The organism is Desulfosporosinus sp. I2 (assembly GCF_000960765.1).
Lineage (GTDB): Bacteria > Bacillota > Desulfitobacteriia > Desulfitobacteriales > Desulfitobacteriaceae > Desulfosporosinus.
The window spans coordinates 15106-26854 of record NZ_JYNH01000011.1; the positions used below are offsets into that span (position 1 = coordinate 15106).

Annotated in this window: 13 protein-coding genes; all 13 read left to right on the top strand. The window is 44.2% G+C overall.

Annotated elements, in window-relative coordinates:
- Positions 1-94 precede the first annotated feature (94 nt).
- The 13 genes from UF75_RS04890 (at position 95) to secF (ending at position 11517) form a co-directional block, all read left to right on the top strand.
- Complete coding sequence (locus tag UF75_RS04890; protein WP_045573486.1) at positions 95-466, top strand: hypothetical protein; 372 nt, start codon at positions 95-97, stop codon at positions 464-466.
- 77 nt (positions 467-543) lie between these two features.
- Positions 544-1041, top strand: a complete 498-nt coding sequence (ruvC, locus tag UF75_RS04895; protein WP_045573536.1) for a crossover junction endodeoxyribonuclease RuvC — start codon at positions 544-546, stop codon at positions 1039-1041.
- Positions 1038-1646 (top strand): Holliday junction branch migration protein RuvA, encoded by a 609-nt coding sequence (ruvA, locus tag UF75_RS04900; RefSeq protein WP_045573487.1) that lies wholly within the window; start codon positions 1038-1040, stop codon positions 1644-1646. The genes ruvC and ruvA overlap by 4 nt, the downstream gene beginning before the upstream one ends.
- A 187-nt stretch (positions 1647-1833) precedes the next feature.
- Positions 1834-2421, top strand: coding sequence for a Uma2 family endonuclease (locus UF75_RS04905; protein WP_045573488.1), 588 nt, complete (start codon positions 1834-1836; stop codon positions 2419-2421).
- Between the two features lie 100 nt (positions 2422-2521).
- Positions 2522-3532, top strand: a complete 1011-nt coding sequence (gene ruvB, locus UF75_RS04910; RefSeq protein WP_045573489.1) for a Holliday junction branch migration DNA helicase RuvB — start codon at positions 2522-2524, stop codon at positions 3530-3532.
- Between the two features lie 116 nt (positions 3533-3648).
- Positions 3649-4995 carry a SpoIID/LytB domain-containing protein gene (locus UF75_RS04915; protein ID WP_045573490.1) on the top strand — a complete coding sequence of 449 codons (1347 nt, stop codon included), beginning with the start codon at positions 3649-3651 and terminating at the stop codon, positions 4993-4995.
- Positions 4996-5036: 41 nt separating this feature from the next.
- Positions 5037-6059, top strand: coding sequence for a tRNA preQ1(34) S-adenosylmethionine ribosyltransferase-isomerase QueA (gene queA / locus UF75_RS04920; protein ID WP_045573491.1), 1023 nt, complete (start codon positions 5037-5039; stop codon positions 6057-6059).
- Between the two features lie 102 nt (positions 6060-6161).
- Entirely contained in the window at positions 6162-7286 is a 1125-nt protein-coding gene (gene tgt, locus UF75_RS04925; protein WP_045573492.1) for a tRNA guanosine(34) transglycosylase Tgt, read from the top strand.
- 88 nt (positions 7287-7374) lie between these two features.
- Positions 7375-7665, top strand: coding sequence for a preprotein translocase subunit YajC (yajC, locus tag UF75_RS04930; RefSeq protein ID WP_045573493.1), 291 nt, complete (start codon positions 7375-7377; stop codon positions 7663-7665).
- Between the two features lie 138 nt (positions 7666-7803).
- A complete protein-coding gene (locus UF75_RS04935) occupies positions 7804-8601 on the top strand; it encodes an EcsC family protein (RefSeq protein WP_082075015.1) in 798 nt (265 codons plus the stop codon).
- Positions 8573-9235, top strand: coding sequence for an HD domain-containing protein (locus UF75_RS04940; RefSeq protein ID WP_045573494.1), 663 nt, complete (start codon positions 8573-8575; stop codon positions 9233-9235). Before UF75_RS04935 ends, UF75_RS04940 begins: the two co-directional genes overlap by 29 nt.
- A gap of 99 nt (positions 9236-9334) precedes the next feature.
- Positions 9335-10570 (top strand): protein translocase subunit SecD, encoded by a 1236-nt coding sequence (gene secD, locus UF75_RS04945; protein WP_045573495.1) that lies wholly within the window; start codon positions 9335-9337, stop codon positions 10568-10570.
- The gene (gene secF, locus UF75_RS04950) at positions 10570-11517 is read left to right on the top strand and encodes a protein translocase subunit SecF (protein ID WP_045573496.1); all 948 of its coding nucleotides are present in this window, start codon (positions 10570-10572) and stop codon (positions 11515-11517) included. Before secD ends, secF begins: the two co-directional genes overlap by 1 nt.
- Positions 11518-11749 lie beyond the last annotated feature (232 nt).

The following is an 11749-nucleotide window of genomic DNA, read 5'->3' on the forward strand; positions in this document are numbered from 1 at the left end:
TAGATTAGTTTAGAGTAATAACGTAAAAACGATTAAAGTAAGCCCTTCTGGCAAGACTAGTACTAACAAGTAATGTCAGGGGGGCTTATTTCGTATGTCACGCTGGAAAATTATGAGTATTGTACTTACGCTCGGCTTAGGAATTGGCTGCATCGTACCTACAGTGACTGCTTGGTGGTATGATAAAAACTACACAGAATCCACCTTAAAAGATTTGGACGGTGAATCTGTGTTAACAAGGGAAGCTCCGCCAAAGGATATCTATCATTTTGGTCTGGAGCAAGGGATTCTTTCCGTGATCGAAGGAAAATTGGGGACAAGTGGCAAGGTTATTGTCACAGGATTAAATGTTGAAGCTTGGCCAAATGAGATTTTGCAAATGGCTCCCAACGTTGAATTTTATTCCTTAGATGAGGTGCAATCGTTTATTGATACGGTTAACGAACCTGAACTGTGGCAAGAGTAGAAGTTTAAAGTGGATTATAAGAAAGGGAATCGTCAGTTACCTGTCGAATTAGTCTTCCTTAGAAGGGAAGTCGTATGATGATTATTTTAGGGATTGACCCAGGAACGGCGATTATGGGCTATGGTTTAATTGAACAAAAGGGAAATCATTTAAGCGCTCTGGATTATGCTTGTTGGCGGACACCTGCGCACACACCCTTGGCAGAGCGATTGTTAATGCTATATGAACAGATTAATCCTTTTCTTAGAGAATACACACCCGATCATATCGCGGTTGAAGAGCTGTTCTTTAATCGTAATACCACAACCGCTCTCACTGTGGGTCACGCTCGGGGCGTCATTTTATTGGCCGGTGCCCAGCAGGGCATTCCAATTTTTGAATATACCCCATTACAGGTTAAACAAGCTGTTGTAGGATATGGAAGGGCTGATAAAAAGCAGGTTCAGCAGATGGTCAAAGGTTTGTTAAGACTGGATGAAATTCCTAAGCCTGACGACACGGCGGATGCCTTAGCGATTGCAATTTGTCATGCCCACAGTTATCTTCTTAACAGGAGAATGGAGGAGTTCCGATGATAGGAATGTTGCGAGGTAAAGTATGGGAAATTCAGTCCGAGCGTTTAGTGATTGATGTTAACGGGACTGGGTACCTGCTAACCGTGCCTTATGGTCTCTTGTCGAAAGCATATCCTGAACAGGAACTAGTCGTGTACACCCATGTGGTTGTGAGAGAAGACGATTTGTCCCTTTATGGGTTCTCTTCCTATGAAGAAAAGCAACTCTTTCTTGAGATGCTGAGCGTTTCAGGAATTGGTCCAAAAGCAGCCATTTCGCTTCTTTCAACCTTTGGGGCGGTTCAGATTCAGAGTGCCATTGTAAGTGAAAATCTTAATTTATTGACCAAAGTTCCAGGGATCGGCAAAAAAACCGCTCAACGTTTAATCTTAGAGCTCAAGGAAAAATTTAAAGGGCATAGTTCATTCCCAACCGGAGGGGGCTCACTCTCCGAACCATCTTCGCTAACGCATTCGGAGGCAGTGCAGACTTTGTTGGCGCTTGGGTTTGGTTTGGAGGAAGCGAGGCAAGCCCTTGGTCAGGTGCTGAAGGATAATTTAGAATTAACAACCGAGGAGCAGGTCAAAAAGGCTCTGCGTCTACTTGCACCAAGTCAGAAAGTATAGGCTTGCTGAGATTCTTCTTACCATCATGGAGCAATTGCCATCTGATATCTACCACCTAGACACACCCTAGCAGCTAACCATTCATGGCGATATAAAGGCTTTATGACATTGGGTGATCCTGTGGGAGCTTTTCTATTCTTTATGGTATAATATGGTATTAGAGTTTGTTGTAAAGGGGGATCAGACTGTGGGCAAATCGGCTAGTGAAAAGTTAGATGGGTATACATACGCAGATTACTTGCAATGGGATAATGGCCGTTGGGAACTGATTGAAGGTAAGATTGTTGACATGACACCTGCCCCATCCCGGCAACACCAAGAAATTCTCATGGAGCTGGGAAGACAGTTTTCTAATTATCTCCTAGGTAAGACTTGTAAAGTGTACGTTGCCCCCTTTGATGTTCGTCTTCCATGGCAGGACGAGAGTGCAGAAGAAACTAAGACTGTAGTACAACCCGATTTAGTAGTTGTATGTGATCTTAAAAAGCTGGATCAAAGGGGATGTGAGGGAGCACCCGATTTAATCATCGAAATTCTGTCACCCACCACGGCTAAACATGATTTGATCGTAAAACTTCGACTCTATGAGCGGGCTGGGGTTAAAGAATATTGGGTTGCTCATCCAACAGATCGAACTCTTATGGTTTTTACATTACGCAACGGGGAATATGGTAAACCTAAAATATATGCATTTCCCGACCCCGTCCCTGTCGATATACTCCCAGAATTCACAGTGGACTTAAGCACTGTTTTTTGTGGCGTTTCAGGTGATTAGGTTAAAGGGGAGTGGCCAGTTAAAGATGGGTGAAATCATTGCGAATAAACCCGCTTTGTATTAATATTGAATTTTGATGGAGACGTGAGGGGGACAGAGAATGGAAGAGCGTCTGGTTGCTCCACAAAAGCAACTGACAGATCATGAAGGGGAAGGAATTCGCCCTCAGCGCTTGATTGATTATATTGGGCAAAGAAAAGTTAAAGATAATCTAAGTATTTTTATTCAAGCCGCTGCTACCCGCGGTGAGGCGCTGGATCACGTCTTATTATATGGGCCGCCAGGTTTGGGAAAAACCACCCTCTCCAACATTATTGCTGCAGAAATGGGCGTTAGTATTCGTACCACGTCCGGTCCAGCAATTGAACGTCCTGGGGATTTAGCTGCGATTCTTACGGCCTTAGAGCCGCGGGATGTACTTTTTATTGATGAAATCCATCGCTTGAGTAGTACGACCGAGGAGATCCTTTATTCGGCGATGGAAGATGGGTGTCTGGATATTGTGATCGGAAAAGGGCCAAGTGCGCGTTCGATCCGTTTGTCCCTGCCACCGTTTACGCTTGTAGGGGCTACTACTCGGGCGGGACAATTAACCTCACCTTTGCGGGATCGCTTTGGAGTGATAAGTCGTCTGGAATTTTATGAAGTTGAGGATTTAAAAGAAATCGTCCTGCGCACAGCCAGTATTTTGAAAGTAGAAATTACCGACGATGGAGCAGACGAGATTGCACGTCGTTCCCGCGGGACACCCAGAGTGGGGAACCGCTTGTTGAAGCGAGTCAGGGACTTCGCTTTGGTTTGGGAAGACGGCGTTGTCAACCAAACGATTGCCCGAGAGGCCCTAAATAGGTTGGAAGTCGATCCAGTTGGATTGGACAATATCGACCAAAAGACGTTGAAGACTATCATCGAGATCTTTGCAGGCGGTCCTGTGGGCTTAGAAACGCTGGCGGCAACGATTGGCGAGGAATCAGAAACCTTAGAGGATGTTGTTGAGCCGTTTTTGTTGCAGATGGGATTCCTACAACGTACTCCCAGAGGACGGGTGGCTACAACAAGAGCCTATCAACATTTAGGGTATTCCCTACCTCAAAAGGGCCTGGGGGACTAAGGAATAAAAAATTCATGAGTATGGTTGCAGAAAAAAAGGGGTAATCTGAGCATAAGAAAACTTCGCTTCCACCAATACGTAAACTTTCTGACAGTATAAGAAAGGGTGTGAAGAGCATGCTTCGGATTGTGTGTCGGTTACCCTTTTTGTGGTTGGCTTTGTTAGTACTTGGGCTGATCCAAGCAACACCGTGTCAGGCTAAAATGGTTTCGGTCGAGCTAGTATGGAAATTAGGTCAGGCCGGATGGATACAGATAGATGTTCTAAACGGGGATTATCTACTTGTTATGAATAATACAACGGTTAAATTTTCGGCGAGCTCCACTCTTCAGGTGGGCTGGGGGGGCTGGACTCCTGTGGTACGGGTTAACCATGAGAATTTTCAAGTTTTTAGTGGGTCTGAATTGAAAATTATCGCGCTTAGATCAGGTAACCTGTGTGTAAAAACCCCGGAGGATAAAGAGGTAGTATATCGTGGGGGGGTTCAACTCAATTGGCAAGAGGGTCATTGGCGATTAATTAATCAGCTCGATAGCGAAGACTACCTAAAAGGGGTTGTACCTATCGAAATGAGCAACGAATGGGCAAAGAGTGGGACAGAAGCTCTTAAGGCACAAGCAGTCGCTGCTCGGACTTATCTTATCAAACATTCAGAGAATGGCCAGAAAATGATTACAGATTCTCCTGATATTGATCAGGCCTACGCGGGTAAGAACGTGGAAGGGGAAGCTACTGCAGCTGTTGAAGCTACTCGGGGCGAAATCTTAGTCGACGCGCAAACTAGACAACCTATCGATGCCCTTTATTCTTCACATAGCGGGGGATATACTGAGGACGCCGACAATGTATGGGGGAATCCTGATACCCACAATATATCCCAACCTGATCCCTTTTCCAAAGGAGTCGGGGGTCCGGTCGATCATTGGAGGTTTATTGTCTCTGCTCCATTCCTCGGTTCAACCTTTGGATTAGGCCCTGTGCAAAGCGTTGAGCTTGACAAGTTCCCCTCTGGTAGGGTAAAAAGTGTAAGGATGAAAGATGGATTTGGATCTACTAAGGAAGTTAAAGGCAGAGCGTTTGTCAAAGCATTTTATCCTTTTGGGCAGCCTATTCGAACGGAAGCTTTTCTGGGGAATTTTTTTGAGGCTCAAGTTGTTGCCCCAAGACGAGATTTGCTTGGGCGAACTGGATTAACGGTCTTTCTCGAAACATTAGGAGATCAGGGATCAACCAAGGGGAATCAAGAGGAGCAAGGCCCCTTGCTATCAAAAATTCTCAGTACCTCGCTAGGAACGACGGCGGAACCCCAACCGTTTGGGGTATTCATATTTAATGGTCGTGGGTGGGGGCATGGAGTGGGGATGTCCCAATGGGGTGCTTACCATATGGCCCAATTGGGGTACAGTTATCAAGACATCATAAATTTCTATTATAACAACACGCTTATTTCTGAGGGGTCATAAATCTGTTTAAAGTGTGTTGACTAAAAAAGGAGAATTCGTCGTTGAATGTTGCGGAGTTTGATTTTAATTTACCAGAAGCGTTAATCGCTCAACATCCGGTGGAACCGAGAGATAGGTCTCGATTAATGGTGCTTAATCGAGACCAGGGATCGATTGAACATCATACGTATAGAGATCTAATGACCTTATTAAAATCGGGTGACGTACTTGTGCTCAATAATACTCGCGTAATTCCCGCACGTTTAGTCGGAGAGAAAGAGGGAACTGAAGCGAAGATCGAAGTCCTCCTTTTAAAAAGACTGGAATTGGATGTTTGGGAGGCGTTGGTTAAGCCTGGAAAACGTCTTAAAGTGGGTCAGAAGGTTCATTTCGGCAATGGTATCTTAGTTGGAGAACTTCAAGAAGTCTTGGCAAACGGAAACCGGCAAATCCAGTTTACATACTCAGGGGTTTTCGAAATGATCCTGGACTTGCTTGGGGAGATGCCTCTGCCCCCTTATATTACTGCCCAGTTGGAAAACCAAGAACGCTATCAAACTGTTTACGCTAAGGAACGGGGGTCGGTTGCTGCTCCAACAGCAGGGTTGCATTTTACGCCTGAACTTTTGGATCAACTCCGAGAAAAAGGTGTGGAAATCGTAGAGATTCTTCTCCATGTCGGGTTAGGTACGTTTCGTCCAGTTAAAGTGGATGATATTCGTGAACATGAGATGCATACGGAATATTACCGAGTCGATTTAAAGTCGGCGGAGAGAATTAATCTTGCAAAACAAGAGAGACGGCGAGTGATTGCGGTGGGTACGACGGCAGCACGTACGTTAGAATCTGTGGGAAAGAATGGACAAGTTGAAGCAGGAGAAGGGTGGACGGATATTTTTATCTATCCGGGCTATAAATTTCAAATAGTTGATGCACTCTTAACAAATTTCCACTTTCCCAAGTCAACTCTAGTGATGTTAGTCAGTGCCTTGGCGGGGCGTGAATTTATATTGAAAGCATATGAGTTAGCTGTTCAGGAAAAATATCGGTTCTATAGTTTTGGAGATGCGATGCTTATCTTGTGAGATGTGCGATGCGCGAGGCGAGAAGCGCGAAAAATAGAGCTCGGACTTCGCGCATCGAACCTCGAACCTCGCGCCTCGATTAAATTGAAGGAAGTGAAGGGTTTGACTGCGGTTCATTTGGAAATACTTAAAGAAGATTCCCGAACGAAAGCACGTTTGGGAAAATTACATACTCCACATGGTGTAATGGAGACCCCTGTTTTCATGCCGGTAGGTACTCAGGGAACAGTTAAAACTATTACTCCTGAGGAGATTAGAGAGATCGGAGCAGGGATGATCTTAAGTAATACCTACCACCTTTTTTTACGTCCCGGTCATGAACTAATTCGGGAAGCGGGTGGACTCCATCGTTTTATGAATTGGGACGGAGCCATTCTAACGGACAGCGGTGGTTTTCAAGTTTTTAGCTTGGGTGATATGCGTACCATCAAGGAAGAAGGCGTTGAATTCAGATCCCATATCGACGGTTCACGCCAATTCCTAAGCCCGGAAATCTCGATGCAGGTCCAAATGGCCCTGGGATCAGATGTGGTAATGGCTTTTGATGAGTGTGCACCATATCCTTGTACTCACGAATATGCCAAGGATTCTTTGGAGAGGACTACGCGTTGGCTTAAACGGTGTAAGGAGACGTTGACCACGACGGAAACCCAATCGTTATTTGGAATTGTTCAGGGAGGCATGTATGAAGATCTTCGACGTCAAAGTGCTGCTGAGATTATTGAATTAGATTTGCCGGGGTATGCTATTGGAGGTTTAAGTGTTGGAGAACCGAAAGAAATGATGTATGAAGTTTTAGATTATACGGTCCCTTTACTTCCTCGAGAAAAACCGCGGTATCTCATGGGAGTAGGTTCTCCTGATGCTCTTATTGAAGGGGTTATGCGGGGGATTGATATGTTTGACTGTGTACTCCCGACTCGAATTGCGCGCAATGGGACTGCGATGACTCGTTATGGCAAAGTAATTGTTCGCAATGCTGGATCTGCACGAGATTTTGGTCCGATCGATCCATCCTGCGATTGCTATACATGTCGTAATTATTCTAGAGCCTATATTCGGCATTTGCTCAAGGCCGAAGAAATCCTAGGTTTGCGTTTAATGACAATTCATAACTTGCGTTATCTGCAAATCTTAATGCGCGAGATCCGTGAGGCGATCAAAGAAGATCGTCTACCGGAATACCGTCAAACATGTTTTGCAGACTACGGATATGAGCAAGACTGAAGGCTAAGCCAAGTTTTCTATAATAACAGAAGGATTTTTACCCTGATATGGTGAATAGTTTAGTGATAAATAAAAGGAGGAATTTTTAATGAATCAACAGACATTAACCTTAGTCCTATATTTCGCGGTCTTTTTTGGGATTATGTATTTTCTTATGATTCGGCCCCAACAAAAGCAGGCCAAAAAACGTCAAGCAATGATGAGCAGTTTGCGTGTAAGAGATCAGGTAATCACAACTGGAGGAATCTATGGAAAAATATCCAAAGTGAAGGATGACTCCGTTATTTTGCAAATTGCTGATAAGGTAGAAGTTGAAATGGCTAAAAGTGGCATAGTGAGCGTCGAAAATCGTGATATCAGCTTGGAAAAGGATCAATAAAAACAAAGGTCACGGAGCGAACTCGATCAGCTGAGCAGAACGTCGGGGATCAGATAGGGACTGCTTTTTAATTAAAAGCAAGTGGCACTAAACCACTTGCTTTTAAGCATATTTTGCTTAAAATAGGAGGATGTCCTGGTGACTTTGAACGGAGATCAGAATAATGAGGATCAAATCTACGAAGAGTATATTAGACGAGAACTGAATTTATGGAGAACAAAATTATTACAAAGGCCAGGCTTGTTAGAACGCGCCTCGAAGGTGCTTCAAACGAAGGTGAATGATAAAATTATTCCGGAAAAGGTTCATACTGTTATTACTGCTACGGTTAAAGGACTGGTGAAATCGGTCGTACTTGGACTTGAGTATATTCCTAAAAGCCCAACCTTTTATGGGGTGAGGTTACAAGAACGTGACCAAAAGGCTCAGAAACTTCTTGCAAAATATCGAAAGATTGCAGCTGCTGAAGGGGCTGGAGCGGGCGCAGGTGGTTTTACTCTGGCAGTTGCTGATTTTCCCGCCTTAATAGTTATTAAAATGAAGTTCCTCTTTGAGTTAGCTCATATTTATGGGTTTTCAACCAAGGATTATCGGGAACGCTTATTTTTGCTATATGTTTTTCAATTGGCCTTTTCCAGTCAGGCCAAACGCCCTGAACTATTCCAGGTTATTCTCAATTGGGAGGAGAACTTAGGAAGTTGGCCAGCTGAAGCAGGAGATTTACATCAGATCGATTGGGAACAGTTTCAGCGGGAGTACCGGGATGCGATAGATTTCCGAAAAACGCTTCAGCTTATACCAGGTTTAGGTGCTGTGGTGGGTGCCTGGGCAAACTATGGGCTAGTCGATGATCTGGGTATAATCGGAATGAATTGCTATCGATTGCGAATTATTGGAGGGATATCGGTTGGCAAAGGTTATTCTACAAGAAATTAAAGCAGATCCTTATGTTCACGCCTTAATTGAGGCTGGAAACCGTCATCTGGCAGCCATCGGTTATACTGAACACGGATTAAGGCATTCAGGGCTTGTTTCTCATATTGCTGCAAATCTTCTGATAAAAATGGAGCATTCTGAAAGGGAGTGCGAACTGGCAGCCATTGCAGGATACTTACATGATATCGGGAATGCTGTGAATCGTGTGGCCCATGCTCATTCAGGGGCAATTCTTGCAGCAGGGATCCTTGAACGACATGAAATGCCGCCGGAGGAAATTGCCATCATCATTGGTGCGATTGGGAATCATGATGAGCAGGATGGGAACCCAGTCAATGTTATTTCAGCTGCCTTGATTCTAGCCGATAAATCGGACGTTCATCGTTCGCGAGTTCGTAACCCTGACCTAGCCAAGTTCGATATACATGATCGGGTCAATTATGCGGTTGAACGTTCATTTCTGCGCGTCTATCCCAAAGAACGTATTGCCTTAGAACTCACGATTGATACCGAGATTTGCCCAGTTATGGAGTACTTTGAGATTTTTCTTGCTCGGATGCTTTTGTCACGCAAAGCAGCAGAATTTCTGCTTACTAAATTTGAACTAAAGATTAACGAAGTAAAATTACTCTAATGCCATTAGTTTCCTATGATTGACATGGCATTCCAGTAAGTTTTATAATGGGGAATGGTGGTATGGGCAAGTCCATCATATTAAAAGGGAGGAACGTAGATGAGACGGGGAAACATCATTAAATTAGTTGCATTGGTGCTATTAGTGGCAGCAGCTGTAGCACTATCAATTAAACCCCTAGTGGATCCCGGAAAGGGCATCCCGTTGGGACTTGACCTTCGCGGTGGAGTGCACTTAGTATTACAAGCCGAGCCTAATAAAAATGGCGCTGCAATTACAAGAGATGATATCGACAAAGCGAAGGCGATCATTGAAAAAAGGGTCAATGATTTGGGGGTATCTGAGCCTATAGTCCAAACGGATTATGATAAGAAGCGAGTCATCATCGATTTGGCCGGAGTTACCGACCCAGACAAAGCAGTCGATATCTTGAAAACGACGGCTAAGTTAACTTTTAGAGATCCTCAAGGGAATGTTGTGATACAAGGGGATGATCTTAAGGATGCTAAGGGCGGACAAGGTCAAAATGGTGGGTACGTCGTTAATTTATCCTTCTCAACGGAAGGTGCCAAAAAGTTTGCGGATTTAACGACTAAGCTCATCGGTCAAAGACTTGGAGTTTATCTCGATGATAAACTCTTAACCAATCCGACAGTCAATACTCCAATTCTTAATGGTCAAGCGGAGATTACAGGGTATGGAACCTTAGAGGAAGCAGCGAACCACGCTGTTCTCATGCGTTCTGGTTCATTGCCCGTGAGTATGACGATTGCTGAAAAGCGTCAGGTGGGAGCTTCGTTAGGGGTTGACTCTCTGAACAAAAGTATTTATGCAGGGGCCTACGGTCTGATCTTTATCTTCGGTTTTATGTTAGTTTTCTATCGGTTACCAGGGGTTGTCGCGGATTTCTCATTGATCGTATACTCCCTGATTGTTCTTTGGGTTTTCTGGATGTTTCGAGTAGTATTGACGCTTCCGGGCATCGCTGGTTTTATTCTCTCGATTGGGATGGCAGTGGACTTTAATATTATTATATATGAACGTGTAAAAGAGGAAATAAGAGCTGGGAAATCTTTGCGAGCCGGTGTAGAATCTGGCTTTAGCCGCGCATTTATCACAGTTATTGATGCTCATGTAACCACACTCATTGCAGCAGTTACTCTTTACTACTTTGGGACTGGTTCCATCAAAGGATTTGCCTTAACGTTAGGGGTTGGGATTTTAGCCAGCTTGTTTACGGCAATTACCTTTACTCGACTTGTGTTGCGTTGGACCGTGGGAATTAGCCCAAAAATGAACACAACATGGTTTGGCGTTAGGAGGGATGATGTATAATGAAAACTGGACATCCGGCGACTTACGATGAAGTGAAGAAAATACATCCACTTTACTTTAATATTGTCAAGAAAAGGTATTGGTGGTTTGTCATCTCGTTAATCGTAGTAATTCCCGGGATCATCTCCCTTTTCATGCAGGGACTTAATTTAGGGATTGACTTCAAGGGCGGGACAATGCTCGATATAACGTTCAATAAGCAGGTTTCACAGGCTGCAATTACAGATACGATGAAATCAGTAGGACTTGAGGGGCCCGTGCAATTGTCTAATGGGGGGACCTCAGCGCTCATTCGAACAGAGGCGCTTGAAGAAGCGAAACGCAATGAACTACTGGGTGCCTTACAATCTAAGGTTGGGGAGTACAATAAAGCCTCTCTGAAAGAGGATAAAGTTGGCCCGGCGATGGGACAAGAGCTGACTAGAAATGCCTTTTGGGCCTTACTCATTGCCATGGGTTTGATGATTGGCTATATTACGATTAGGTTTCAGTTTAGTTTTGCAATCTCTGGGATTATTGCTTTATTACACGATGTCTTAGTGGTTGTCGGGCTTTTCTCATTGTTTCAATGGGAGGTCGACTCTACATTTGTTGCGGCCATCTTAACCGTTTTTGGTTACTCAATCAACGATACCGTGATTATCTTTGACCGGATTCGCGAGAACGAGAGTAAGCTGAAACGGGCAGACAGTTATGAAGATATGGTGGATAAATCTGTTTGGCAGACTATGCGCCGTTCTATCAACACGGTTATCACAGTACTGATTGCCCTATTTTCGATCTTTATTTTGGGCGGAGAATCGACAAGATTGTTCTCCTTAGCTATGTTAATCGGGGTATTTAGTGGTGCTTACTCCTCGATTTTTATCGCCAGCCAAATCCTCTTGGAAATTAAGATACGAACAAAGAAGTCACGTAAAGGTGGTAAAGCGGTTCGCGCAAGTTAATCACGAACAACCTGGTGATTAAAGAGATCTCGAGAATATTCTCGAGGTCTCTTTTTAGTACTAGTCAGAAAGTATAACTTCGTTACATACTGCGAGAAGGCTAATACGTGCGAAGACAGTGTCTTCGTCTGGAAGCATAAGTGCAACTAAGGCGACCGCCTTCGCCAAGGCTTGGCGCTAGCCAAGTTTTCTTTATACTAGTCAGAAAGTATAACTTCGTTACATACTTTCT

Bases quoted from the DNA above. Each gene is read 5' to 3' on its own strand.
- UF75_RS04890 (WP_045573486.1), top strand. From the start codon at position 95: ATGTCACGCTGGAAAATTATGAGTATTGTACTTACGCTCGGCTTAGGA.
- ruvC (WP_045573536.1), top strand. From the start codon at position 544: ATGATTATTTTAGGGATTGACCCAGGAACGGCGATTATGGGCTATGGT.
- ruvA (WP_045573487.1), top strand. From the start codon at position 1,038: ATGATAGGAATGTTGCGAGGTAAAGTATGGGAAATTCAGTCCGAGCGT.
- ruvB (WP_045573489.1), top strand. From the start codon at position 2,522: ATGGAAGAGCGTCTGGTTGCTCCACAAAAGCAACTGACAGATCATGAA.
- UF75_RS04915 (WP_045573490.1), top strand. From the start codon at position 3,649: ATGCTTCGGATTGTGTGTCGGTTACCCTTTTTGTGGTTGGCTTTGTTA.
- yajC (WP_045573493.1), top strand. From the start codon at position 7,375: ATGAATCAACAGACATTAACCTTAGTCCTATATTTCGCGGTCTTTTTT.
- secD (WP_045573495.1), top strand. From the start codon at position 9,335: ATGAGACGGGGAAACATCATTAAATTAGTTGCATTGGTGCTATTAGTG.
- secF (WP_045573496.1), top strand. From the start codon at position 10,570: ATGAAAACTGGACATCCGGCGACTTACGATGAAGTGAAGAAAATACAT.